Here is a 23,634-nt window from a genome sequence, read left to right on the forward strand (position 1 = left end):
ATTATTGAACAACAATCCTTAATGAACGATTGTTCGAAAAACCCACATTTACGAACGAATATAAGTAACTCTCCAAAAGGTATTAAATTAATAATGATCATAATCTTGTTGTGCTTCCCACGCCATTTCTGCTAGAGCTTCATTTTGTGAAGATAGCATACCATCGACAGCATCTAAAAATCCAAATAGTTCATTAAAGCATAAAGATACATTAATTACATCAAATTGCTTTTCTTTTTTGAAATGTAAATTTAAAGATTTATCAATCGGATATCTAAATTTGGTTGATGTGTATTTGGCAATTAAAAAATGCTATAAACGGCAGTATGTTTTATGAATGTAAATAGAGCCAAAAAAAGCAAGTAGTGCATAAAAACTTGCATATTTCAGGCTCTATATTTTTATTCCTTATGGTACTAAAGCACCCGTTAGTTTAAGTGAAATTATTCACATTGTCATAAATTTTAAACCTTAAAAATGGATACCCCTGTCCTAAAATTAAGACAGGGGTAACATAAAGTTGTTGTTAAATTGTTTATAAAAAAACTTTATTGCATAACTTTTTCTACCATAAATAAAGTTTACTCCTGCATTATCTGAATAAGGTTGCCGCATGTATCGTCGAAGACAGCTATTGTGACTTCGCCCATTTTTGTCGGCTCCATTGTAAACTTCACGCCGTTTTCCAATAATCGTTCGTACTCTTTACGAATATCTGCAAGGCCAAACATTGTTACTGGGATGCCTTCGGCAAACAGTTTCTTTGATACTCTTTAGCGGCTGGATGGTTATTAGGCTCGAGCAAAAGCTAGAGATAATCGGAAGAAGTAATATCAATGAATCACTTATTTGCTCCATCAGATAATCATAATTATTACAGGAAACAAATAATTTAAACACATAAAATCAGGAAATATTTTACAATTATTTTTATCAAGTATTTGAAAAATAATTAATGATAAGATGCCACTTTCAATGTGAGAAGTAAATGATTAATCTCCTTTCACTCTACTGTAATTAGGAATATAGGAATCATTAATTTTCTTTCATGTCCAGCGCGTTAGCGATGGTCGAACTAATTGTTATATGTTTAAAAGATAAGCCCATTTGTACAGCTGTAGATGCTATTTCTCATTTATAAAAATTAATATGCATTCGTTATATGGCTTCCCCATTCACGGTTAGGTTGCAACCAGCTAACGCTTCTTTCCACAATTAAATCATCCAGTTTTACTTCGTAATCCTTGCGGTATGGTTTAATAAATTCTTCATCAAGCCAGCTATCTCTCGTGCCTTTCCATGTTTCATAAATGAGCAGTTCATCCGGTTGGTCCAGATTATCCGAAACAATAGCGCTAATAAATGACTTTTCGGATGACATCTCCTCAATTAGGGAAAATAGCTCCTTGCGGAATTCTTCTTTCTTCCCTGGTTTAGCCTTAAAACGAATATTGAGTTGAACTTGTTGATTGGTCATATTGACTCCTCCTATAAATTTTATATTTTGCGGCGATTCCGTTACACCATTCCCCATTAACCTTTTTTCGGGACTATTTGTAATCTCTGCGCAGTGAAATTAAACCTGTGCTAGCCCGCCATCTACGAATAATTCAGCACCCGTCAAGTAACTGCTTTCGTCTGAAGCAAGGAAAGATACAACGTTTGCTACTTCTTCAGGTGTCCCAACTTTTCCAGCTGGAACAGTATTTCTGCTATTTTCCAGTATCTCTTCAAGTGCATCACCAAAAAGCTCATCGTATGCAGGTGTAAGAATACCTCCTGGACTAACCACATTTACACGGATTTCAGTACCTTTTAGGTCAAGAATCCAGCTGCGAACTAGTGCTCTTAATGCTGCTTTAGATGCTCCATATACACTAAACGCTGGGTTGCCAATTGAACCAGCAGTAGAGCCTGTTACAATAATAGAACCTACTTTGTTCGGGAATAGTGATAACGCTTTTTGAACAGTAAAGATGGTTCCTTTAACGTTAATGTCGAACGTTCTATCAACCTGCTCTTCAGTAATTCCACCTAATGGAAGGAAGTTTCCAATTCCTGCATTAGCAAAAAGAATGTCCAACTTACCTTTTTCCTGCTTTATAAGGTCATATAGTTTGTCTAAGTCTTCAAGCTTAGAAATATCCCCTTGTACACCGGTTACGTTCTTACCAATTTGGTTAACAGCTTTATCAAGTTCGTTTTGTCTGCGTCCCGTGATATAAACATATGCACCTTCGTTTACAAACTTTTGTGCTGTAGCAAGACCAATCCCACTTGTTCCACCCGTTACAAGCGCTATTTTACCTTCAAATTTACCCATACTTAACACTCCTCGTATATTATATTTAAGCCCATCTGTTGGACTCACTATTTTCCTCATTTGACCTGCAATAAATTTCAAAAAACACTTGGACGTCTTGTGATGTTCCTAGATAATGGTCTTAAGGATCATTTGGGACAATTCTGTCATCTCCTGTGGCTAACCACATTTAAAGACTGTTTCCCAGTGTACGTGCAGACCTTCCTACTCGCAGGCTGTGCACTCTGTCCCTCGAACTTGGATGGTAGTAGCTCCAAGGCGGCTTTCGATACAGAGATAGTACTGATACACGAGGTTGTTGATCGGCGTTCACACTAGGGATATCCCGAGGCGTCCAAGATAGGTTCCAATGATTCTAATTTAGAAAGGAGGGGAATTCCCCATGCGATTATTTGTCGGATTAGATGTTAGTTCTTTTGATATCAAGGTTTGTTTGTTAGATAGTGAAGGTGTAAAGTTATCTTCCTTCACCGTGTCGAATGATTTACCTGGTGCTACTGCTTTACGTGAAGCTATTTTTCGTACCATGGATGGACAATCTGTGGAAGTATTAAAGATTGGCTTAGAATCCACTTCCGTGTACAGTTTTCATCCAGCGATGTTTTTTCATCAGGATGAAGAGCTCCGTAAGCTTGGTGCACAAGTATTTGTGATGAATCCAAAACAGATTGCCAACTTCAAAAAGAGTTATCCAGACATGGACAAGACCGACGAGATTGATGCATTTGTGATTGCCGATTATTTACGATTTGGTCGTTTATCGATGTCGGTGGTCAAAGAGAGTCAATACGTTGCCCTACAACAGTTGACACGCTCTCGCTACCAACTCGTACATCAGATGACCAAAGAAAAGCAACATTTTCTTCAACACTTGAGTTATAAGTGTAATACGTTTCAAGAAAACGTCGAATCTTCCGTGTTTGGACAAGCTATGATGGACTTATTCTTTGAAAAATATAGCCTGGAAGAACTCGCTCAGATGTCGATCGAAGACCTAGCTGATTACCTCCAAACCAAAGGTAAAAATGGTTTTCACGACCCTGAAAAAGTGGCCAAGTCCATTCAAAAAGCAGTACGTTCTTCCTATCGTTTGGATAAGGTAGTGGAAGACTCGATTGATCTCATCTTGGGCACTATTATTGAGCTGATTCGCACCATGAAGGCACAAATCAAGCAAATCGATAAAGCGATCACTAAAATCATGGCTGGCTTACCCAATACCCTGCAATCCACACCCGGAATTGGACCTGTATTCGCTGCTGGTATCATCGCAGAAATCGGTCAGATTGAACGATTTGAAGCAGAGGCCAAAATAGCCAAATATGCAGGACTATACTGGCGAAAACACCAATCAGGCAGGTTTACGGCAGATGATACTTCCTTATCTCGTAACGGGAATCAGTATTTGCGTTATTACCTTGTTGAAGCCGCCAACTCGGTGAGAAGGCATGTACCTGAATACCAAGCTTATTACGAGAAGAAATACCGTGAAGTACCGAAACACCAACATAAAAGAGCACTCGTCTTAACCGCTAGAAAATTAGTGCGTTTGGTGGATGCGCTACTACGCAACCATCAAATCTACACGCCACAAGGGAGCGTGAAACATGAAGCTTAGAAAGTAGCTTCTACAACCCTTGTGTAATTACCATTAATTTACATTTGATTAATGGTCTAGTTTCCTATTGCCTTTTTTAACAAAATTGCACCTTGATATCTAAATCTTTTTTATTTTGTATCTTGACATATTACCGCAGGTCTTTAGAATTAATTTTATTTTATGTCTAATACCTTTAAGTACTTGAAGAACAACTTACAAGATATAGTATCCCTCAGTAAGCACATTAACGGAAGTACCCACTTTTTTGTGATATAGTAACTAAAAAGTAATAAATGTGGAATGGAGAGGTTTAGACTTGAAAAAATTTAGTTGTGGTTTTGAAGTGACAAAGGAAGTTATTGGCGGAAAATGGAAAGGTCTTGTATTATACTTTTTAATGAATGGACCAAAGAGAACGAGTGAATTAAAGCGCATTGTCCCAAATATAACTCAGAAAATGCTGATTCAAACACTTAGAGAGCTTGAAGACAGTGGACTTGTGAGCAGAAAGATGTATAATCAAGTACCACCGAAGGTTGAATATTCATCCACTGAACTTGGAGAATCTCTTAAACCTATCTTGCAGGAGCTCTGTCAATGGGGAAGCCATTATGCGGAGCAAGAGTATGCAGAAGGTGAATTTGAAATCGCACAACCAGAAGAGGCTTCTTAATGAGGAAACCAACTTATAACACCTTATATGTAAGGTATTTTATTGTTGTACTAAGATTTGGCCATTTTAATTCGAAGTAGATGGCCTCGACTGATTCTTTAAGACCATTAAAGCTTCCTTAATGTAGTTAAAAACGGGGGTAGCGTCCTTGGAATCTACTTACGTTGAAATCCGAATTTTCCTGACGCTAACCCATTTATTATAGGGATTCTGCCCTGTTGTAACATAAGTAGAACTTCTTTACTTTTTACTACAGGATTACTGGCACGACTATTAGAACAGAAAACAGTTACCAATTAGGTAACTGTTTTCTGTTCTCTATATAAAATACTGAATTAATCTCACTCTGTTTCCAAATGGGTTCTCATTATCTATACAAAAGAAGTTAATTATTACGGTTTTTTTCTCCCCGTTCACATAACTGTTCTAAAACAGGTAATAGCGTTTCTCCTTTATTTGTAAGGCTGTATTCTACTTTAGGAGGTATTTTTCTCATCTATTCTCCTCTGATTTATTATCGATAGTAGTCAAGGTATATAATACCAAATAATAGTCCTTTTCGCTTTCGAATAAACTACTTTCTATTTATTTCAACTAGTTCAATATTCAAAGTAAAATACTCCTAATCATGACTAACCTTATTCAACTATCCTGCCATTTAGTGCAATAAAAATAAGCCGACGAAATGGCAACTGGATCTTAATCTCTTGCACCCGTTGAAGAAACTACTTTTTATTTTTAGGTGAATAATCAATAGAATTAGCTATTTCAACTAAAGTTTGAGGAGTCACTTTATCAGAGACTCTTTTATCAACATTAAGCATATATTGCCAATTATCTCTTTCAAAAACCAGTACATTAAATCCCGATATCGTTGTATAAATGGCTTTATTTCCATTTTTTAGCTTATAGCTATTTAGGAATTAATACGAATAAAATAATGATTTTCAGCAGTTTTATCATTTAAGAATTTAACCTCAAAAGAATGATTTAAATTACTAAACCTTCCAAGATAATGTGTAAAAGTTAAAGGGGGAACTTTTACGGGTAACTTCAAGCTTTGTTTGGATTGATGTTCAAAAGCCTTTAAAGCTTCTTCAACCGATTGATAACCTATTTCAAAAAGGGTTTCCTCATAAGTCGGCGATTTATCGTTTGAAGCTGCAAAGACTGACCCACCAATCTTTGGAGAAAATAAAATACAAGAAATAATTAACATAATGCAAATGTTACTTTTCATAAACACACCCTAACATTTCGAGTTTTTAGGTTAGTTTCCCCAAACACAAAATATCTATGTATCTGATTGTTATTATATTGCGTTAATCTGCCCCGTTACTACAATAAGCAATGTTTAACCATTGTGTATAAATATAAGCATATATACAATTTATTGTTGAGTAATGATTCAAAATGATTAATAAACATACTGCCAAAACCTACATCATTTTAATGCCAGAAACAGGTTGATGTAAAATCTAAATTGTGCAATTGTTTAATATAAAGCTCAACATCAATAAGAGTTGTATCGTCATCCGTAGCATTTGCACGTAATCTAATATGATCCTTTATTACATTCCACAGTCCTTCTATGCTATGTTTTTTATTCTTTAATTTTTTGAAAACGGTTTTTGAATCAAATTGACAGTCTTCAACTAAAATTCTTTTTAATGCTAATTCAATTCCATTTCTATACATATAACACATTGGAAGAAAAAGATAATCTTTTTTATTTCCAACTATTTTTTCACGTAAATAATTAGCACTTTCCATATAACCCTCAATATACGGATAAAAGTCATTATTAAAGCCCTTCCAAATTACACCTTGATCATAATAACTCCCTCCGTCTATAAGGAATTGGTATGTCAACACTAAATCGAACAAATTTTTAAAGGTTGATTAACTTGTATTCAGTCGGTGTTAAATAATTTAATGATCCGTGAATTCGAATGTGGTTGAACCAGTGAACATAATCAAAAAGTTCAAGGTCCAGTTCGTATTGGTCAGTAAAATAAGCCCCTTTGACAAACTCTGTTTTGATGGTTTTGAAAGTAGCTTCTGCCACGGCATTGTCATAGGGTGTTCCTTTTTCGCTTAGTGAGCGCTCGATGCCAAACGTTTCTAATGCCTGATCGATCAACTGGTTCTTAAACTCACTTCCTCTATCGGTGTGAAACAATTCAAGCTGATGTAGATTGTATGGGACGGATGCAAAGGCACGTTGAACTAAGGCAGCACTTTTGTGAGGACCTGCACTGTGTCCAATAATTTCACGATTATATAAATCTACTAACACGCAAATATAATGCCATTTCTGCCCAACTCTTACATAGGTTAAGTCACTTACGACTACCTTTAGTTCCTGGTCCTGGTCAAACTCTCGATTAAGCATATTTCCTGCTTCTGACTCGTTACAGGATGATTGGGACGGCTTAAATTGAGCGACGGTATATTTAGAAACAAGTCCCTGTTCTTTCATGATTCGTCCGATCCGACGTCGGGACACGGTCCAGCCAAGCTTCTTCAACTCCACTTTTATCTTTCGTTGACCATAATTTTGGCGACTTTTCTTAAAAATGTCCACAATCAGATCGATTAATTCATCCTCTTGGTCATCACGAGTCTTAGCTTCATAATAGTACGTACTTCTGGCAATTTGCAGGACGCCGCACATTGCTGATACTGAGTATTTGTGACGGTTATTGCGGATCACATCTACTTTCGTCCCATGATCAGCGCGGCTTGCTTTAAAATGTCATTTTCCATGGCCAGTTTTTGATTTTCTTTCCGAAGTTTGATTAACTCTTCTTGTTCCGGTGTGCGATTGTCTTTTTCCTGAAACGATCCATTATCATGATACTGGCGAACCCACTTATCAAAAGAAGAAGGTGTCAATTTATATTCTCTAATAATCTCCGCGCGGGGTTTACCGGAGGCATGCAACTTTACCATTTGCTCTTTGAATTCTTTTGAAAAAGTTCTTCTCGCTCTTTTGGTCATTTTAAACGCTCCTCGGTTTGTATTTGAACCAAGTCTAACTGACCTTAACTAACTTGTCCAACTAAGTGTAACCGATTCAGAATATAGGTTTATATTCTATTGAACTATCTTGTTTAAATCCCTCCTTGTCTGTAGATAACATACCGGAAATCATCTTATAAGCTGTATTCATATTTATACCCAAACCACGTAAATTGATATGGGTTTGCTCTTTAAAAAACCTTGTCATCTTAAAATTAAATGGATACCTAAACATATCAGACTGTTCATCGAGCTTTGAAATATCTGTTAAATATTTATCTAACCATTTATTTTCTCTTTCAATTAAAGAAATACCATCTTTTTTTACCATTATACTTATTTCATCATAGGCATCCTTTAAATGGTGTCTGACCTTACCGATAAATTCTTTTCTATCATCTAAATCGGTTAAGTATTTAAAGGATATTGACTTTAATAAAAGTTCTAAACTTTGTCTGTATAAATAAACTATCCCAAAGAGCCAAAAGTCTTTTTTTCTGTTTTCATTTGTATTTAATGCATGATTTATCAATAAGTTTGCAGCTGACAAAAAATTTTCAGAATATAAATAAAACTCCTCTTGGATATTAAAAGAATTTTTTACTTTTAAAACATAACCACTATTTTTTTCTACAAATTCAAAATTTGCTTTTTCTCTTGGCCAGATCATTATATCCCCCTTAAGTTATGATAGAAATATGGATTTTTAAATATAGCGAAATCATAAAAAGACGTTCTCCTTTAAGATAAACGTCTTTCGATTTTAATTAGATTTTATGTATTATTATCCTTTAAAGTTCCCCTGCACACGATCAATCGTTCCTATTTTCATTTAATAACTTTGTATTATCTGACTTTTTTAATGCCATTGCTTCCTCGACTTTGCTTATAAACTTACTTCTAGTTGATCCTCAAATTCCTTTATTAGCATTTCAATACCTTTAGGACTTAAAACAACTTTCCCATCTCCATAAACCTTGTTGCTAGATGATACTTCTCCTGTGATGGCACAAGCCATATGAGGGCTGTACTTTTTTAAAATAATCCGGTCTCCGTCGATAAAAATTTCTATTGGATCCTTTACCTCAACACCTAAACCTCTTCGTAACTCGATTGGAATAACTATTCTCCCTAATTCATCAACTTTCCTTACTATTCCTGTACTTTTCATGATTTTCCCTTCTTTCTTATAAAGGTTTCAATTCATCGATATCTACCAATTCTATTTTAAGAGCTTCTCCTACTTTTTCAATTTCACAAAAACCCGATTCATACACAAACAAAATCTTATAAATAGCATTCTTATAAAGAACTTCTATTCCAGGAGTCATCATGTGTAATCCCACCTATAGGGCAAAGGTATTTGTTTCAAGTATAGTACAAAAAAGGTCAAAGGATATGGTTTTTTGGTAATTTTGGAAATATTTTTTGGTGGATGTTACCTTATAATAAATCCAGGGTAAATTTCTCTCGTCCGTTTTTTCAGGTTTATATCGCCTTTATTAGATATCTCTGAAAATAACTACTTAAAGGAATAGGTTAATTACTTTAAACCTTAAGACCTTCGTATCCACTAATATGTAAACCTAACGAACTGACAAAGGCAATAACAGCAAAAAGAATTGCAACAATAAAGGACTCTAAGAAAGCCATTCCGATTACAACACCAATCATAGCCCAAAACAAACTAAAAACAATACTGACAATAAGTGCTAATGGTCGAATGATAGAAGCAGCAAAGAAAAAGAGTAAAGATAACCCAAAATACGCCCATGATTCAAAATACACTCTGATCATTACTGAACAAATGAAAGTTTCAACTAAGAGGAAAAATGAGCTACTTTCTTCTAGTTCATATCGTCGTATACCTTTTGCAATGGTTTTAGAATCCATTCTTTTCCCTCCTCTTTGTTATACGACTCTCTGACGTAATTAGATGACCAACTCTTTATGGAACAAAAGATAATTGCGTCAGAGAGCGTTTCTCAGCAACCTCTATAAAGGTTCCGCATTGATTTGTTGAAATTTATTAACTATCCAGTTTTCTCCTTCTTTCTGAAGAAATACCTCAATCGTCATTCGGTGTTCATTCTCTTCATTATTGGCTAAATTCTCAATCGTTTGATTGAATACGACATATGCATTTGCGCTTTTACTGTCAACCCTTGTGTAAATCCTAACGTCCCCAAGATCATACTCATACAAAAGTTTTTCTGGCTGTTCATCAGTCGGAAAAATCCTTTCAAACATATCTTGCGTTAAAATACTTTTCGCATTAGAACGTCTTTCTTCAAAGTTATCTTTTTGAACGTGGAAAACTGCTTGAAGAAAAACATTAACAGATTCATTAATTCTCCTACTTTCGGACTCCTGAAATTCCTGTGTTTTCTCCTGATTGGTGTTTTCTAAAAAGCTAATCTGATCTTTTTGACGTTCTATGCTTTCTTCTAATTTATCAATTTTACTTGCTTGCTGATCGATTGTATTAAAACCGAACCATGTACCAATAATGACTGCTATGGCAACTATTAATATGACCGTTTTTAATAGGAAGTCCTGTTTATTCATTTACTCCTCCTTTACACCAAATAAAGATATAGGGTTTTGATGACCACCCCACAATGCCGATTTCAATTCAAAATGTAAATGAGGTCCAGTTGAACTACCAGTATTTCCGCATACACCAACTTGTTGACCTTTTTCTATCGTTTCACCTTTTTCTACAGAGATATCAGACATATGAGCGTAAGCTGTTATGAAACTTTCCCCATGTTGGACCATGACTAGATTGCCGTATCCTGGTGTTCCGTCTCTATTGGTATGAAACTGTGAATATATAACTCTTCCATCATTTGCGGAATAAATAGGGGTAACATGACTAATACAACCGAAATCTATCCCTTTATGCATTTCATTAGAACCATCAAATGGGTCCGAACGGTAGCCAAACCCCGATGTAATATCCATTGCTCCTGCAATTGGAGAAGACCATTCTCCATCTCCCGAAACAGTTACGGAATAATTATAATACTGCATAACAGCGTCAACATAATAGATGTCGCCATAGCAAGCTTCATATTGAACAGCTTTAGGTCTAACGCAGCTATAAATGCCTGTATGAGCTAATTCATCGTACATCATAGATGAAAAATTAATTGCTAATTCTTGTGTGTATTTTCCCCCATGTTCGTTAACGTAATCAATAAATCCTAATCCAAAATTGTACGATTGTAAGGTAAGTTTCACATCACCATTTGCCTTTTTTAGCACCTCTGAAAAATATTTGACACCTTGCTCTATGGAAACGTCAGGATCGGTTATACAACCGACCCGACCACAGTAGCTTTCTGATGCCTGCATAGGATCATTTCCACTTCCACCGGATTCCTGCATCATCAATGCAAGAATAACCCCAACATATTCCTCAACACCGTACTCCTCTGCATACTTTTCAACGGTTGGCTTATATTGTAGAACCTGTTCCGAAACATTAGCGACACCATCCCCAATGAAAGAATCAGGTTCATTCTTGACTAAATTTTCTGCCAGCAGTAATAACATAAACACGATACCGATTTTTATCCAGCACGAAATAACCACATGATGTGGTGGTGACTGCTTGACCAATTTTTAGTAGGTCAACTACCTACTGGGAGGAGTCTTTCTTTAATCCATTCGACAGCATTTCCTTTCCTGATGTCACCGCACCATTGCGTAAGGTAATCGCCATCTTTCTTAAGAACATTTTCAACGACTGATCTTCATCAGTTGCGACATCATCCATTTCCGTTCTTATCCGAGTGACGCCTTTCATTAATGCATCGGTAACAATCGGCTCTGAATACTCTCTCGCTTCCTGTATGACTTTTTTTACTTTATCATTTGCCATTTATCGCCTCACCTCCCTTCTAGTACGCCCTTTTGCCTAAGTTGTTTGCTGGGAATTGTCTGGGATTTGGTTCTGGGCTTCATTAACAATCCTTCTGAGTAAACTAGCAAACGGTCCTTCAGGCTCTGTTCTAGTCTCAACAGCAGGCTTCCCTTCCACTAGCTTTAATTTTGACAAAAGAAGGCGTTGAAAGGCTGGGTCTTGTGTTTCATTTTTCAGCTTTCGCCAGCATATACCAGCATCCTGATTACGGCCCATTCGATAGTAAACCTCACCTAATTCATAAATGAGCTGCCAATATGCTTTCGAATTAAGAAATCCTTCGCCACGCCCATGACTTTTGATCAAAAATGTATAATCATCAATAGCTGTTTGTCCTCTGTTGAAATGCTTTTCCGGTAATTTATGGGCAGCTTTCCCTCGTAATAAGCGGATCATGAAGTTATGCGGGGAAAAAATTACCGCATCATCTAACAGCTTCAGTCCTGCCTTCGACCACCTTAATTTCTCTAGTGGATTGGTTTTGTCTCTAGCAATTAAAATCATGATGCTACCATGATAGGCATTTAATAGAGGGATGTTAGCATGGTTAGAACGCACCTGTTCGAGCGTTTGATGCAGAGCTTGCACAGCCTTTTCATCCCCATTTACGGCATCCTTGTATAGAGAATTAATTTGAGCATAAGCCGTCTTTATCTCGTCTTCACTTCTCATTGCCAATCGCTTCTCCTCCTTTCTTTAATATTCGATCGTTACTTGGAGTAGCGCTCTAGAACACGATCTGCTTCGTCAGGCTTCCCCATATTCTCGTAAGCTGTTCTTAAATCCCTTTTTAAATCTTTTACCTGGTTTTTTGTAAGATAGCTAGAGTCCTTCTGATAGTGATTTAGTAGAAAGGTGATATCCTCCACCGCTGTTTTCGAGCATTGGAAAAAAGATTCCGGTAGACGTAAGCAAACATTGGAGCGTAACATACGAATTTCCTTGTCTTTAGGATCCATTGAAATAGCTTGATTTAAGGCGTCTAATCCTTCTTGTGCCTTATCTGCCTTCTCAAGAGGCTGAGAGGCGTCTCTTGCCAAAAGTGCGAGAGTGCTACCATAATAGGCTTCCACTTGCGCGTTATGAGAAGCAGCGTTACGTAGCTTTAAGAAAATTTGATAGGCGAGCTTAACGGCCTTTTTATCTCCATCCACACCTTTCATAAAAAGCTTCTTTCCTTCTTCAAATTGCTTCATTCCCATTACTCCTTTTTGAAAATATTTGAGCCAATGACCATGATTTGATAGACCTGTAGCGCTGGTAGTGGTATAAAGCGTGAAATTCTAAATTGAGGATCATAGACATAGATTCCTCCATCCAATGTACAATTCGAGAATTCGTGAGGAATGCGTAAGATATGTCTCATCCTGCTTTGACCAATAAAGACTGCCTTCTCTGTTATGCAAAGGCCACGTGTAAAACCAGGGAGCTGAATCGGGGTACCACTCCCTACTACGGCACGAAAGGACATCGAGTCACAATAGGCTAATTCATTTTGATGCATCATTACCGAGTGTGGCATATACAGGTCCTTCGCGACGACATGATGCTCCGGAGTGAAACGAAGCTTACTGGTAGGATCAAAATCTGTTAAATCAATAGATATAATGGCACCGTTTTTCTTCATTGGCTGCATAAACCATTTGCCAAAGGGGGAAAACATCGAAACATACAATGTATGGCCATCTAACCAGAATAACATTAATAGCCTCATTTCTTTTCTGGTTAGTTGATGAAATTTTGAGAAAGACATTTAAGGAGAATAAATAATACTTGTTCAACAAACTGGTGCTTTAATTGAACAAGTATTTATTTTTGTTTGATTTAGGCAAGAAAAGGGTCCTAATCATTTTTGATGATCTTTTATAATTTTAATTGGGACAATATGTTAGAATTTAAGAGTTAACCCTTAGTTAACGGAGCAATTTTAATGTAAAAACTTTTACACAGAAATGAAAGCGTTATTATATGAGTTTTCTTGTTTAAAAGATTATTTATTAGGGGGAGGAGAATGATGGGTTCAAGAATAATGCATTCCATTATTGGAGATAAAATCGCAGAAGCTTTATCCATGAGAAGGAATTCATAATAATGAAGTAGAATTAATACAAGTAGAAATGGAAAATAAAAGGAGATAGTCGTTTTTATGAAATCAATAGATAAATTCACAGACAAAGCGGAAGTATATGCAAAATATCGCCCCAGCTATCCCTCTGAATATATTGAATATTTAGTTTCTGAAGCTGATTTAAATGAGAATTGTATGATAGCAGATATTGGCTCGGGGACTGGAATATTAAGTAGGCAGCTTCTTGATAAAGGATTTACTGTTATCGGGGTAGAACCAAATGATGATATGAGAACACTAGCGGAACAAACTTTAAAGCCTGATTCCCATTTTATTTCGGTTGATGCCGTGGCTGAAAAAACGACCTTAAATGATAGTAGTTTAGATTTAATAACAGTAGCACAGGCATTTCACTGGTTCGATATCGAGCAGTTTAGATTAGAATGTCAACGGATTTTGAAACAGGATGCGAACGTGAATCTTGTATGGAATAGTCGGGATGGTGCAAGTGATATAAACAAGGAAAGTGCTGATATTTGCCAAAAGTACTGCCCAAATTTTAAAGGTTTTAGTGGAGGTATAGAGGAAACTCCTATTCCATTTCAGGATTTCTTTAGAGATGGAAAGTATGATTTCAAAAATTTTCGAAATGACTTGCAACTAAATTTAATTGGATTTTTAGGCAGGTATTTATCAGCCTCCTATTCCCCAAAAAAGACTGATAAGGAGTATAATCCCTTTATTTTCGCATTATCTAATTTATTTGAAAAGTATAGCAACAATGGGAACATAGTCATTCCTAATATTACAAGAAGCTATTTGGGTCAAGTGTAATTGAGCCTTATTAAAAGTTACTAGTGGATAGAGGTGTTTATTTGTTATTGTTTATTCCTATCATTATTGGGGTTGCAATGGGTATTCTAATGTTGTTTCTAACGAAAATACTAAAAAATAAAAGTGCCTACATCGCAAAGGTTCCTGCATTTATTGGCTTATTCATTTTTGTTATTGCGATGTTATTAAGTGTTTATATTAGAGGTTTTGAAGGAGCTTCCTATGCTGTTTTAGGTATTATAATATTGATTTTTACCATTATTTCATACAGTAATGCAAGAAGGATTAACCAACATAGATAAATAGGAGGAATAATATGTGGAAAGAATTCGTTCGTTCCATTTCGAATGAACATCACTTTAAAGAACCTGCATCCAAGAGTGACATCTCTCAAATTCAAAAAGAATTAAATGTTGAATTGCCAGAAGAATTAGCTGCTTTATTGAATGAAACAAATGGTGTGTTTGATGAATGGAATGGTCCTTTAGTTTGGTCAACTTCCCAAATTATTGAGGACAATCTTTTTTATAGAAACTTTGAAGATTATAACACTATTTATATGCCATTTGATCATCTTTTCTTTTTTTCAGACGCGGGTAATGGCGATTTATTTTGTTATACAATAGTAAAAAAGGGAACCATTGAAAGAAACGATATTTTTGTTTGGAATCACGAGGATGATAGTCGAACATGGGTTGCAGCTTCATTAAAACATTTTATTGAAGGTTGGATAACTGGAGAAATTAGTATTTAGGATTGGGTTATTCACATATGATTGTTAGTAAATATTTAAGTTACACGTGAACATTGGAGGAAAAGGTAATAAGAAAAAAGAGTAGCCTCACTACTCTAGTATCCATTAATATTTTTAACTAAAGGCCGCAATCAGTGGGAATAGCTTTTGGGCAATGTTGGATTCTGTGTAGGAAATAACCTACTCTTCCAGTCTTTTATCATGCATAGAGCTAAAATGAATGGACGGAATTAATTGGACAGCCCCTAGTAAGTTGTCATTATAGCTTCCTTAAATTAAAAGGAATTTGTGAGTCAAGGCCACAGCAAACGATGTCCCCAATGTTCATCATTACGCTGATATTGTACCCTAACGTGTTTTCGCTCTGAATCCGCTTGCCAGAATTCAACTTCGTCTGCAGCGACTGAGTACAACTTCCAATTAGCGCTTACTGTATCAGGAGCTCCTTTTACAAGTTTCTTTATTTTTGATAAAGCATCATCTAAAGTCTGGCGTTTTATTAATTCGTTACTCTGGTATCCGATTAAAGCGACTGCCCTAGCCTCATCCGATCTTTCCAAAAAATCCTTTGCACTCGCATCTGCTGACATTTCAGAAGTTACACCACGTATCCGAACCTGTCTGCCAATTTCCGACCAATAAAAAGTTAAGGCAACATTTGGGTTTCGTTTCAGTTGCTCCCCTTTTCTACTTGTGGTCGATGTTGCAAAATACCATCTATTACGGCTCACATCCTTTAGGATCAATACTCTGGCGTCAGGAGCACCCTTCTCGTTAACAGTGGATAATGTCATCGCATGAGGTTCATGAACCCCTTCCTCAATGGCGATGTTCAACCATTCTATGAATAAGTCTGACGGGTATTCGGGCAAATTTTTTGGATAAAATTTTGGAAAAGGGCCGACTAATGATTTTAAGTCTTTTAATAAATCCTTTGTTATCTTCTTCATCCTACTCCCACCTTTACGAATAGTAGCTTCTTATTCTAAAATAAAGGAAATCATTCAATAAATCTAATATATATTTTTTGTTTAATCATCAATATTATTTATGAATGGAGTGGGTCAAGATGAATCTCCATGCGTTGCGTATATTCACGCAAGTAGCTAAATTCGGTAGTGTTACACGTGCAGCAGAGAGTCTCTTAATTAGTCAGCCTGCTGTGACAGCTCAGCTCCGCAAATTAGAACAGGAATTGGGAATGAAGCTGATTACCTCGAGTGGACGATCCATTCAATTAACGGAGGCAGGTGAATTACTTGCTAATCATTCAAAACGCCTCTTCGCTCTGGAGGTAGAAATCGAAACAAAGATGGCTGATTATTCCACTGGAAAACGAGGAAGTTTGCGTATATGTTCAACCCAATTACCTGCAAGCACAGTCCTACCACGTTGGATTGTGAAATTTAAGCAAAAATACCCTTTAGTAGATGTTCAAGTGTATAAAGGAAACACGGATTGGACTTTTGAACGACTACTGGACTATTCTGTAGATGTGGCCTTTGTTTATAGTGAAAAGAAGGGAGAAGGGGTTAAATCGCACACTTTACTTGACGATGAGCTTATTTTTATTGTGCCGAGTGAACATCGATTAGCAGGAAAAGAAGTTACACTTGAGGAGCTTATGAACGAACCTTTTATTTTACGTGAAAAAGGAAGTGCTACAAGAAGAAGTGTCATAAATTTGTGTGAAGCAGCTAACCTCGAAATGCCGAAATCCTTTATCCAAATGGAGGGACTGAGAGAATCTGTTGAAGCTGTCAAAGCTGGCTACGGAGCTGCATTAGTTTCTGCACTTGCAGTGGATAATGACCTGTACAACGGTAAGCTTGGAAGAGTTTTTGTTAAAAATCTTTTTATTAAGCATCCGATAAGACTTTGTACGAGAAGTGATGAAGAATATTTAACAACCACCACTAACTTTATTTCACTGATAAAAGATGAACTAGCAAATACCTGATCAATAATTATAGCTGAATCAATTTCTTGTTAGATCATTATATAGGAAAAAGCCTCTATACTAAAAAAAGCCCCTAATACAAGAAATCAAATTAATATTAATAATATTTTATGATAAATAGACTGTGAATGAGGAGACAATTAACCATGAATATACACGCTGCTTTTTACGATAGGGAGGTACTATCGGAAGTGACGTTAGGATGACATATTCAGAAGAATTTGAACCTATTACAAAACCAATTAAGTGATCATTAAGTGAAATAAAATTGAAGGGGTTGGGAACAGAAAATGGAGATAAGAATGGAGAAAAAAGGCCTTTTTACGATTGCTGGAATGTCCGTTTCGACCACATTAGAAGATACCAAAACAAATTCGACTATTCCAAAATTAATGAATGATTTTTTTGAAAACAGGGTAAGTGAATTGGCGGGGATAATGTGTGGAAAAGGTGGTTTTGGAATGTTTATTGATCCACCTAATTACAATCCCACAACTGATGAATTTCAATGGATCGCTGGGGTAGAAGTAAATAGTCACGGGGAACTTCCCGAAGATTTTGTACGAAAGACAATACCTGCACATACTTATGCTGTAATTACCTACACGGGTCATGTGGCTGGACTCGGAGAAGCGTACAACCATTTTTATCAAACATGGCTACCAAACTCAAGCTATGAACTAGCAGATTCGTTTGGTTTTGAATATACCGATGAAAGTTTCAAAGGTCCTAATGCCACCGACAATGTTGTTGAACTTTATTTCCCTGTAAAGAAAAAATAAACAAGGGGTTAGGGTTCATTGTATGTGAAGAAGCAATTAGATATAGATCCGTAATGCCATCATATATAAACTTGTACGTGATATTGATTTTTACAATTACTTCTTACACTAAAGCAATAAATTTTAACTGACATAATAGAATGGAGTCACGAGGATGATAGTCGAACTTGGGCTACAGCTTCATTAAAACATTTTATTGAAGGTTGGATAACCGATAAGATTAGTATTTAGTTGAATTGAAAAAATAGAGTTTGAAAAAAACTATACTTAAGCAAACGAAGTCGAATATTATGTGTCGAATAATATGTTAACGTTATAAGATAATTAGAAAATTATTCAACATTACTGGTTGAAAAAGGAGGGATTTTTGTTGGATAAAAGAGAACCAATTATTACACCACCAAAACACATTGTTTCAGCTGCAACAATTGTACACAATGATGATAAGGAAATTCTATTAATCAAAGGACCCAAGAGGGGATGGGAAATGCCAGGTGGACAAGTGGAGGAAGGCTGCAATAAGGGAAACTAAAGAGGAGTCAGGTATTGATATTGCAGATTTAAGGTTTTGTGGAATTTTTCAGAATGTAAAAAAATCGATTTGTAATACATTATTTTTAGCTAAGCCAGTAGGAGGGAAATTAACAACCTCATCAGAAAGTTTGGAAGTTGGATTTTACCCGATTGAACAAGCATTAGAAATGGTGACTGCAGGAAATTTTAGGCAAAGAATTGAATACTGTCTGGATGAAAATAGTCACCCATTCTATAAGGAGTTTTAACATTTCTAGATCCTGATATACAACCAGCCAAAGAACATAGATGATAAGAGGAGCAAGTTCTCCTCTACTTTTTTAGAATGCAAGGAGGCATTTATGGAGATTAAATTAAGATATTTTAAACGATCAGATTTTCAACAATTAATTAATTGGGTGGAGAACCCGCAATTCTTGCTCCAATGGGGAGGTCCTAATTTTAACTTCCCCTTAACGGAACAACAATTGGAGAATTACCTCAAAGATGCAAACAAGGAAAGTTCGCATGCTTTAATTTGTAGTGTGATAAATACGGAAACAGGGTCTGTTATAGGCCATATCTCATTGGGGAACATTGACAGAAACAACAAGTCGGCAAGGGTAGGAAAAGTGTTAGTTGGTGACAAAAATGGAAGAGGTAGAGGAATCGGTGTACGAATGATGAAAGAAATTCTTAGAGTTGCATTTGATGAACTTCATTTACATAGAGTTAGCCTCGGTGTTTTTGATTTTAATACTTCAGCAATCGCTTGCTATGAAAAGGCTGGATTTAAAAAAGAAGGGTTATTAAGAGAAATCAGAAAAATAGGTGACGAGTACTGGAGTTTGTGGGAAATGAGCATTTTAGAAGATGAATGGCAGGTAATGAACAAGGGTTAACACATTTCAAGAAAAATACGAAATGTAATCATGTTGAAAGTCATCAATGCTACTAAAAACTATGTCGAAATTCTCTATTTAGATTTCTAACATGTTATAATAGATTTATCGATAGATCGACTTCATATGAGGGGTGGCGCATCTGTAATACCTTCTTTGAACTATGTTCAAGAAGGGAGGTGACGCCTGTGACAGTTTTCGAAAGCCTAGTGCTTTGCATATCTTTTGCATCACTTGTTGTGGCTATACTGTCGTTTTCACATAAAAAATAACCCCTCATATGCCTGGTAGCTATTAGGGGTTATTTCCACTCTTAATGCGCCGCCCCTCTTATCGGGGTTCGGTCTATTGTAACCGTAGACGTTGGAGCGTCTGCGGTTTTTCATAGTATATGATTTTCTAAATATATTATACCCGATTATAGGGTTTTTAACAAATGTCTTATATACTATGAATAGTGTTCAACGTTTTGTTACTTCATTGACTATCCCTTTAACTTAAACAGTTATATACTTTCTATGGAGGTAATATTAAACACTTATACTAAGCTCACATGTAATGAATCTTTACATACAAGGAACAGAGGTGAAGGAATGCCAGCTACAGCAATAGTATTACTTTTACTACTATACCATTCCTTAAAACACACTACTCAATAAATGATTCACTTCTAACAGCACCTTCTTTATCTCCGCCAATTCCTCTTGAGGAAATTTCAAGAATAGCTCGTGAACCTTTGCTTCACCATCTTCTGTTAGCATCATCTTGACAACGCGTCTATCTTCGCTTTCTCTGACTCGTTGGATGAGCTGAAGCTTTTCTAATTTATCGCAAATAGAAGTAACTGCTCCGGGGGTAACTCCTAAAAACTCTGCAATTTCGAAGGCCTTCATCCCATTATTAATTTTCATTTGGATCAGGAGAATGAGTTGAGTTTGGGCTAGTGATTCACCTTCACAAAGCATGTCAGCAAAACGTCGAGCTTTCTGTTGGATTGCGAGCATTTCTCTCATGATAACTTCTATATTATTTTCGGGCATTTTATCACAACCTACGTTTTTTCAAGATATGTTAAGTATATAACGAAAACAGCCTACTGCCAATATTGTTACTCCTTTGAATGCTTGAAGGAGACGAGATGATAGGCAGTGATCGCTGCAGCAATAGGAATCACTAATGCTACTCCGATGCCTGCTGTAAGAATCGTGATCATCTCCTCACTAAACACTTTGGAATTGACGATTTCTCCCATGGAGTAGGACAAGTCCTTGAACCAAATAATTAGCCCCATATATCCACCGAAAAAGGCAAAGAACAAGGTGTTACTACTTGTCCCAAGAATATCTCTGCCAATCCGGATTCCCGACATAAAAAGGTCTTTTCTTGTAATATCAGGGTTTTGCTGGTGGATTTCTCGCATTGGCGAAGTGATGGAAATGGCCGTATCGACAATCGCTCCAATGGTACTCATAATAATAACGGAAGTAGCAACCTTAACAAAATCAATTCCGATACGTGATGAAAAAATCGTCAAGGAATCCGATTCCTCTTCGCTAAACCCATAAATCATCGATTTTTCTGTTATGAAAAAAATAAAGGTTAGTAATAACAAGCTTGTTATAATCGTCGCCAGAAAAGCCATTTTTGTTTTACTATTGATCTCATTGATATAGAATAAGCTGATTGCACTAATGATTCCACAGGCAACTAATGTAAGTAAAATAGGGTTCGCATTAGGATCATTCATCATTAGGACAGTTGCAATGACGACGGCAAAGTTTAATAACAATGCGATAAAGGATTTGATCCCTTTTTTCCCACCAACAACCGCCATCAGAATAAATAAAATTGTTGCTAATAGAATTAATACATTCATAGCTTCGCCTGCTTTCTTTTAATAAAGAAAATCGAAATATAAAGCGTAATCGGAATCGTTAATACGATCCCAATCCCTCCAGCTAGCGCGCGAGCTAGTTCCACAGATAGGTTCATGGATAAGGTGAACCCGAGTGGAGATGCATTCTTGAAATACAACAGTAATGCTGGGATGGTTCCACTGACATAGGCAAAGAACAAAATGTTCGTCATCGTGCCCATGATATCTTTTCCAATCTCAAGACCGGATTTTTTTAATATACTTAGCCTAATCTCGTTATTCTTTTCGAATAATTCAAAGATAGAGGAAGACATGGTGATTGCCACATCCATAACTGCCCCTAATGAACCAATTAACAATCCACCCATAAAGATGATTTGCGGGTTTCTTGTGAGAAAAGCCATCTCTTCATAGCGAATACCTTGCTCCTTCGTTACTAATAATGCGACATAGGCAATTAATAGAGAGGCAAAAGTACTGAGCAATGTCGCTATAATCGCGGTATAGGTTTTTTCGTTCAGTCCACTAGCCATGATTAAGGACAGGACAGTGAAGAGAATAATACTTATTCCACAAATGATCAGTAGGCTATTATCAGAATTGCGGATATAAATATCTAGTGCTACCGATAAAATAACGGCATTCACTGCAAGGCTGACAACAGATAATGCACCTTGCTTTTTACCGACAAGGAGCAGGATGATAATGAATAGCCATGCAACTAATACGAGATATTTATCCCTTTTTATGTCACCGACAGAGCTACCATCCTTTGCTAGAAAAAACTCCGTTCCATTTTTTAGTTGGAAATGGGTGGCCTGTGATCCCGAATATTGATTTTCTAGCTCTATCGTCTTCCCTTTATCTTCCCCGTTTTGGATAACCGCCGTAATTTTTTGGGTAACGAGATAGTCTTTATTTTCATAGTTGTCGGTTATTTCTATACGGTCTGTCTGGATTGTTTCGGTTACTTTAAGTATCGTCCGTTCATAGAAATCATGGTTATGATAGACGAATACCATGGAACCAATAAAGCCAAAGAAGACAAGTAAATAGAGAAGGTATTTCTTCTGGAAGCCTTTATTCATAACATTCAACTCCAACACTTAGATTCTATTATGATATCATGATTCGCTTCTTGGCTAAAACGAAAAGAGATCCCTCTTCTTACGAGGCATCTCTTTTTACTAGCATTTATTTTGTATAATTATCAAAATATCCTTGAATATAAACGATTGGCGTTCCTTTGTCCCCACTACCTGAGGTCAAATCGGATAACGAACCAATCAAATCTGTTAATTTCCTAGGAGTAGTGCCCTGTGCTTCCATCGCGCCTACGAGATCTTCATTCTTGTTCTCGATATATTCTGAGATAGCTTGCTTTAACGCATCTCCCTTAAGGTCTGCGAAGTTGTTGTCCGCAAGGTATTTTAGCTTGACTTCATTTGGTGTCCCGTCTAATCCTTTAGTGTATGCTGGTGATACAACCGGATCAGCAAGCTCCCAAATTTTACCGACAGGATCCTTGAATGCCCCATCGCCGTATACCATGACCTCGATCGTTTTCCCTGTTTCATTTTTGATTTTGGCTTGAATGCCATCTACTATAGGCTGACAGTTATTCGGAAATAGTTTCACACTTTCCTCTGTTGCTTTATTGGAGCCTAAGAGGCCATACTCTGTATTAAAGCCACTGCCATTAATCGATTTTGCAAGGATATCATCAAGACCATATACGTTCTGTGCACCATTATCTGTTAGAATGCGTTTTGTTCGAGAGCGTGAGTGGATATCACAGGTTAATACGTTCTTCGTATAGTCTAGGATTGTTTTCGGATTGTTGGAGAAAATTACTTTACATGTTGCTTTTTCGGCTTCGATTAGGCTTTTGTAATAGTCAATATAATCAACACCAGTAAATGGATGCTTCTTATGACCAAAGTGTTTGCGAAATTCTTCTTCTGTTAAGACGTCAGTCCATGGGTTAATTCCTTTTTCATCTAATTCATCGAGGTCTACAAGATGGTTACCTACTTCATCAGATGGGTAGCTCAGCATCAAGACAACATTTTTAGCTCCTCTTGCAATGCCTCTTAAGCAATTCGCAAATCGATTACGACTAAGAATAGGAAAAATAACCCCAACGGTTTCCTCTTGGAATTTTTCTCTGACATCTGTTGCGATATCGTCAATTGTCGCATAGTTCCCTTGCGCACGAGCTACGATAGACTCTGTGATCGTTACAATGTCTCGATTTTCTATCGAGATCCCTTCAGCTTCTGCGGAATGTAATACGGTATTCACGACAATATCCTCGATGTTATCTCCTTTATGAATAATGGGTCCACGAAGACCACGTACAACTGTTCCAAGTGTTCTTTCCAATCTAATCTC

28 protein-coding genes and 3 pseudogenes are annotated in these 23,634 nt (G+C 36.6%); 9 read left to right on the plus strand and 22 right to left on the minus strand.

What is annotated here, in order from left to right; genetic code table 11:
- Positions 1-581: 581 nt before the first annotated feature.
- The 3 genes and pseudogenes from ACZ5N5_RS06505 to ACZ5N5_RS06515 form a co-directional block, all read right to left on the minus strand.
- Positions 582-808 (minus strand): annotated as a pseudogene (locus ACZ5N5_RS06505) (VOC family protein); the annotation flags it as partial.
- Positions 809-1,144: 336 nt separating this feature from the next.
- Positions 1,145-1,477 carry an antibiotic biosynthesis monooxygenase family protein gene (locus ACZ5N5_RS06510; RefSeq protein ID WP_464373492.1) on the minus strand — a complete coding sequence of 111 codons (333 nt, stop codon included), beginning with the start codon at positions 1,475-1,477 and terminating at the stop codon, positions 1,145-1,147.
- A 99-nt stretch (positions 1,478-1,576) separates the two neighbouring features.
- On the minus strand, positions 1,577-2,323 hold the full coding sequence (locus ACZ5N5_RS06515) for an SDR family NAD(P)-dependent oxidoreductase (RefSeq protein WP_054789359.1): 747 nt from the start codon (positions 2,321-2,323) through the stop codon (positions 1,577-1,579).
- 382 nt (positions 2,324-2,705) lie between these two features.
- Between ACZ5N5_RS06515 and ACZ5N5_RS06520 the strand changes: the two genes are divergently transcribed.
- Together ACZ5N5_RS06520 and ACZ5N5_RS06525 are read left to right on the plus strand one after the other, a co-directional pair.
- Entirely contained in the window at positions 2,706-3,941 is a 1,236-nt protein-coding gene (locus tag ACZ5N5_RS06520) for an IS110 family RNA-guided transposase (protein ID WP_054789366.1), read from the plus strand.
- A gap of 298 nt (positions 3,942-4,239) precedes the next feature.
- The gene (locus tag ACZ5N5_RS06525; protein WP_007085798.1) at positions 4,240-4,596 is read left to right on the plus strand and encodes a winged helix-turn-helix transcriptional regulator; all 357 of its coding nucleotides are present in this window, start codon (positions 4,240-4,242) and stop codon (positions 4,594-4,596) included.
- A 385-nt stretch (positions 4,597-4,981) separates the two neighbouring features.
- On the opposite strand, the pseudogene ACZ5N5_RS06530 reads toward ACZ5N5_RS06525, so the two are convergent.
- From ACZ5N5_RS06530 to ACZ5N5_RS06595, 14 genes and pseudogenes are all read right to left on the minus strand, one after another.
- A pseudogene (locus tag ACZ5N5_RS06530) lies at positions 4,982-5,086 on the minus strand (winged helix-turn-helix transcriptional regulator); the annotation flags it as partial.
- 426 nt (positions 5,087-5,512) lie between these two features.
- Positions 5,513-5,836 carry a hypothetical protein gene (locus ACZ5N5_RS06535; protein WP_464373493.1) on the minus strand — a complete coding sequence of 108 codons (324 nt, stop codon included), beginning with the start codon at positions 5,834-5,836 and terminating at the stop codon, positions 5,513-5,515.
- A 209-nt stretch (positions 5,837-6,045) separates the two neighbouring features.
- Complete coding sequence (locus ACZ5N5_RS06540) at positions 6,046-6,369, minus strand: hypothetical protein (protein ID WP_464373494.1); 324 nt, start codon at positions 6,367-6,369, stop codon at positions 6,046-6,048.
- A 118-nt stretch (positions 6,370-6,487) separates the two neighbouring features.
- Positions 6,488-7,599, minus strand: a protein-coding gene (locus tag ACZ5N5_RS06545) for an IS3 family transposase (RefSeq protein WP_464373041.1) whose coding sequence is annotated in 2 segments (ribosomal slippage) — positions 6,488-7,350 and positions 7,350-7,599 — 1,113 coding nt in all. Because the reading frame shifts where the segments join, the coding sequence is not laid out codon by codon here.
- Positions 7,600-7,675: 76 nt separating this feature from the next.
- Entirely contained in the window at positions 7,676-8,290 is a 615-nt protein-coding gene (locus ACZ5N5_RS06550) for a hypothetical protein (RefSeq protein WP_464373495.1), read from the minus strand.
- 216 nt (positions 8,291-8,506) lie between these two features.
- Positions 8,507-8,791: an AbrB/MazE/SpoVT family DNA-binding domain-containing protein gene (locus tag ACZ5N5_RS06555; protein WP_464373496.1), complete on the minus strand. Its 285-nt coding sequence runs from the start codon at positions 8,789-8,791 to the stop codon at positions 8,507-8,509.
- A 16-nt stretch (positions 8,792-8,807) separates the two neighbouring features.
- Positions 8,808-8,954: a hypothetical protein gene (locus tag ACZ5N5_RS06560; protein WP_464373497.1), complete on the minus strand. Its 147-nt coding sequence runs from the start codon at positions 8,952-8,954 to the stop codon at positions 8,808-8,810.
- 214 nt (positions 8,955-9,168) lie between these two features.
- Positions 9,169-9,513, minus strand: a complete 345-nt coding sequence (locus tag ACZ5N5_RS06565; protein ID WP_054788160.1) for a hypothetical protein — start codon at positions 9,511-9,513, stop codon at positions 9,169-9,171.
- 102 nt (positions 9,514-9,615) lie between these two features.
- A complete protein-coding gene (locus ACZ5N5_RS06570; RefSeq protein ID WP_464373498.1) occupies positions 9,616-10,188 on the minus strand; it encodes a MerR type regulator in 573 nt (190 codons plus the stop codon).
- Entirely contained in the window at positions 10,189-11,247 is a 1,059-nt protein-coding gene (locus ACZ5N5_RS06575) for a lysozyme family protein (RefSeq protein ID WP_464373499.1), read from the minus strand.
- Between the two features lie 19 nt (positions 11,248-11,266).
- A complete protein-coding gene (locus ACZ5N5_RS06580; RefSeq protein ID WP_054788158.1) occupies positions 11,267-11,509 on the minus strand; it encodes a hypothetical protein in 243 nt (80 codons plus the stop codon).
- 36 nt (positions 11,510-11,545) lie between these two features.
- A complete protein-coding gene (locus tag ACZ5N5_RS06585) occupies positions 11,546-12,229 on the minus strand; it encodes a hypothetical protein (protein WP_277678855.1) in 684 nt (227 codons plus the stop codon).
- Between the two features lie 32 nt (positions 12,230-12,261).
- Positions 12,262-12,747, minus strand: a complete 486-nt coding sequence (locus ACZ5N5_RS06590) for a hypothetical protein (protein ID WP_464373500.1) — start codon at positions 12,745-12,747, stop codon at positions 12,262-12,264.
- A gap of 5 nt (positions 12,748-12,752) precedes the next feature.
- Positions 12,753-13,253 carry a DUF4915 domain-containing protein gene (locus tag ACZ5N5_RS06595; RefSeq protein ID WP_054788155.1) on the minus strand — a complete coding sequence of 167 codons (501 nt, stop codon included), beginning with the start codon at positions 13,251-13,253 and terminating at the stop codon, positions 12,753-12,755.
- Positions 13,254-13,697: 444 nt separating this feature from the next.
- Between ACZ5N5_RS06595 and ACZ5N5_RS06600 the strand changes: the two genes are divergently transcribed.
- Genes ACZ5N5_RS06600 through ACZ5N5_RS06610 form a run of 3 tightly spaced genes read left to right on the plus strand, consistent with a single transcriptional unit; the run spans position 13,698 to position 15,207 of the window.
- Positions 13,698-14,453 carry a class I SAM-dependent methyltransferase gene (locus ACZ5N5_RS06600; protein WP_464373501.1) on the plus strand — a complete coding sequence of 252 codons (756 nt, stop codon included), beginning with the start codon at positions 13,698-13,700 and terminating at the stop codon, positions 14,451-14,453.
- A 23-nt stretch (positions 14,454-14,476) separates the two neighbouring features.
- A complete protein-coding gene (locus ACZ5N5_RS06605; protein WP_464373502.1) occupies positions 14,477-14,755 on the plus strand; it encodes a YesK family protein in 279 nt (92 codons plus the stop codon).
- 14 nt (positions 14,756-14,769) lie between these two features.
- Positions 14,770-15,207: an SMI1/KNR4 family protein gene (locus ACZ5N5_RS06610; protein WP_464373503.1), complete on the plus strand. Its 438-nt coding sequence runs from the start codon at positions 14,770-14,772 to the stop codon at positions 15,205-15,207.
- 293 nt (positions 15,208-15,500) lie between these two features.
- On the opposite strand, the gene ACZ5N5_RS06615 is transcribed toward ACZ5N5_RS06610, so the two are convergent.
- On the minus strand, positions 15,501-16,157 hold the full coding sequence (locus tag ACZ5N5_RS06615; RefSeq protein WP_464373504.1) for a pyridoxine/pyridoxamine 5'-phosphate oxidase: 657 nt from the start codon (positions 16,155-16,157) through the stop codon (positions 15,501-15,503).
- Positions 16,158-16,276: 119 nt separating this feature from the next.
- On the opposite strand from ACZ5N5_RS06615, the gene ACZ5N5_RS06620 reads away from it, so the two are divergent.
- The 4 genes and pseudogenes from ACZ5N5_RS06620 (at position 16,277) to ACZ5N5_RS06635 (ending at position 19,364) form a co-directional block, all read left to right on the plus strand.
- Positions 16,277-17,167 (plus strand): LysR family transcriptional regulator, encoded by an 891-nt coding sequence (locus tag ACZ5N5_RS06620; RefSeq protein ID WP_054788153.1) that lies wholly within the window; start codon positions 16,277-16,279, stop codon positions 17,165-17,167.
- 302 nt (positions 17,168-17,469) lie between these two features.
- Complete coding sequence (locus ACZ5N5_RS06625; protein WP_464373505.1) at positions 17,470-17,949, plus strand: GyrI-like domain-containing protein; 480 nt, start codon at positions 17,470-17,472, stop codon at positions 17,947-17,949.
- Between the two features lie 391 nt (positions 17,950-18,340).
- Positions 18,341-18,731, plus strand: a pseudogene (locus tag ACZ5N5_RS06630) (NUDIX hydrolase).
- A 93-nt stretch (positions 18,732-18,824) separates the two neighbouring features.
- Positions 18,825-19,364: a GNAT family N-acetyltransferase gene (locus tag ACZ5N5_RS06635; protein WP_109983249.1), complete on the plus strand. Its 540-nt coding sequence runs from the start codon at positions 18,825-18,827 to the stop codon at positions 19,362-19,364.
- 638 nt (positions 19,365-20,002) lie between these two features.
- On the opposite strand, the gene ACZ5N5_RS06640 is transcribed toward ACZ5N5_RS06635, so the two are convergent.
- The 4 genes from ACZ5N5_RS06640 to ACZ5N5_RS06655 all read right to left on the minus strand — a co-directional run bounded on the left by ACZ5N5_RS06640 (position 20,003) and on the right by ACZ5N5_RS06655 (position 23,625).
- Positions 20,003-20,404 carry a MarR family winged helix-turn-helix transcriptional regulator gene (locus ACZ5N5_RS06640; RefSeq protein ID WP_054788151.1) on the minus strand — a complete coding sequence of 134 codons (402 nt, stop codon included), beginning with the start codon at positions 20,402-20,404 and terminating at the stop codon, positions 20,003-20,005.
- 68 nt (positions 20,405-20,472) lie between these two features.
- Positions 20,473-21,240 carry a YibE/F family protein gene (locus tag ACZ5N5_RS06645; RefSeq protein ID WP_464367362.1) on the minus strand — a complete coding sequence of 256 codons (768 nt, stop codon included), beginning with the start codon at positions 21,238-21,240 and terminating at the stop codon, positions 20,473-20,475.
- A complete protein-coding gene (locus tag ACZ5N5_RS06650; RefSeq protein WP_464373506.1) occupies positions 21,237-22,328 on the minus strand; it encodes a YibE/F family protein in 1,092 nt (363 codons plus the stop codon). The genes ACZ5N5_RS06645 and ACZ5N5_RS06650 overlap by 4 nt, the downstream gene beginning before the upstream one ends.
- Before the next feature lie 106 nt (positions 22,329-22,434).
- Entirely contained in the window at positions 22,435-23,625 is a 1,191-nt protein-coding gene (locus ACZ5N5_RS06655) for a coenzyme F420-0:L-glutamate ligase (RefSeq protein WP_054788150.1), read from the minus strand.
- Between the last annotated feature and the right edge of the window lie 9 nt (positions 23,626-23,634).

It is taken from the genome of Gracilibacillus sp. JCM 18966 (genome assembly GCF_055392695.1).

Coding starts and splice junctions, on each gene's coding strand:
- ACZ5N5_RS06600 (WP_464373501.1), top strand. CDS start 13,698: ATGAAATCAATAGATAAATTCACAGACAAAGCGGAAGTATATGCAAAA.
- ACZ5N5_RS06540 (WP_464373494.1), bottom strand. CDS start 6,369: ATGGAAAGTGCTAATTATTTACGTGAAAAAATAGTTGGAAATAAAAAA.
- ACZ5N5_RS06565 (WP_054788160.1), bottom strand. CDS start 9,513: ATGGATTCTAAAACCATTGCAAAAGGTATACGACGATATGAACTAGAA.
- ACZ5N5_RS06615 (WP_464373504.1), bottom strand. CDS start 16,157: ATGAAGAAGATAACAAAGGATTTATTAAAAGACTTAAAATCATTAGTC.
- ACZ5N5_RS06535 (WP_464373493.1), bottom strand. CDS start 5,836: ATGAAAAGTAACATTTGCATTATGTTAATTATTTCTTGTATTTTATTT.
- ACZ5N5_RS06560 (WP_464373497.1), bottom strand. CDS start 8,954: ATGATGACTCCTGGAATAGAAGTTCTTTATAAGAATGCTATTTATAAG.
- ACZ5N5_RS06645 (WP_464367362.1), bottom strand. CDS start 21,240: ATGAATGTATTAATTCTATTAGCAACAATTTTATTTATTCTGATGGCG.
- ACZ5N5_RS06570 (WP_464373498.1), bottom strand. CDS start 10,188: ATGAATAAACAGGACTTCCTATTAAAAACGGTCATATTAATAGTTGCC.
- ACZ5N5_RS06610 (WP_464373503.1), top strand. CDS start 14,770: ATGTGGAAAGAATTCGTTCGTTCCATTTCGAATGAACATCACTTTAAA.
- ACZ5N5_RS06555 (WP_464373496.1), bottom strand. CDS start 8,791: ATGAAAAGTACAGGAATAGTAAGGAAAGTTGATGAATTAGGGAGAATA.
- ACZ5N5_RS06515 (WP_054789359.1), bottom strand. CDS start 2,323: ATGGGTAAATTTGAAGGTAAAATAGCGCTTGTAACGGGTGGAACAAGT.
- ACZ5N5_RS06620 (WP_054788153.1), top strand. CDS start 16,277: ATGAATCTCCATGCGTTGCGTATATTCACGCAAGTAGCTAAATTCGGT.
- ACZ5N5_RS06650 (WP_464373506.1), bottom strand. CDS start 22,328: ATGAATAAAGGCTTCCAGAAGAAATACCTTCTCTATTTACTTGTCTTC.
- ACZ5N5_RS06590 (WP_464373500.1), bottom strand. CDS start 12,747: ATGAAGCAATTTGAAGAAGGAAAGAAGCTTTTTATGAAAGGTGTGGAT.
- ACZ5N5_RS06625 (WP_464373505.1), top strand. CDS start 17,470: ATGGAGAAAAAAGGCCTTTTTACGATTGCTGGAATGTCCGTTTCGACC.
- ACZ5N5_RS06550 (WP_464373495.1), bottom strand. CDS start 8,290: ATGATCTGGCCAAGAGAAAAAGCAAATTTTGAATTTGTAGAAAAAAAT.
- ACZ5N5_RS06595 (WP_054788155.1), bottom strand. CDS start 13,253: ATGTTATTCTGGTTAGATGGCCATACATTGTATGTTTCGATGTTTTCC.
- ACZ5N5_RS06510 (WP_464373492.1), bottom strand. CDS start 1,477: ATGACCAATCAACAAGTTCAACTCAATATTCGTTTTAAGGCTAAACCA.
- ACZ5N5_RS06520 (WP_054789366.1), top strand. CDS start 2,706: ATGCGATTATTTGTCGGATTAGATGTTAGTTCTTTTGATATCAAGGTT.
- ACZ5N5_RS06580 (WP_054788158.1), bottom strand. CDS start 11,509: ATGGCAAATGATAAAGTAAAAAAAGTCATACAGGAAGCGAGAGAGTAT.
- ACZ5N5_RS06640 (WP_054788151.1), bottom strand. CDS start 20,404: ATGCCCGAAAATAATATAGAAGTTATCATGAGAGAAATGCTCGCAATC.
- ACZ5N5_RS06635 (WP_109983249.1), top strand. CDS start 18,825: ATGGAGATTAAATTAAGATATTTTAAACGATCAGATTTTCAACAATTA.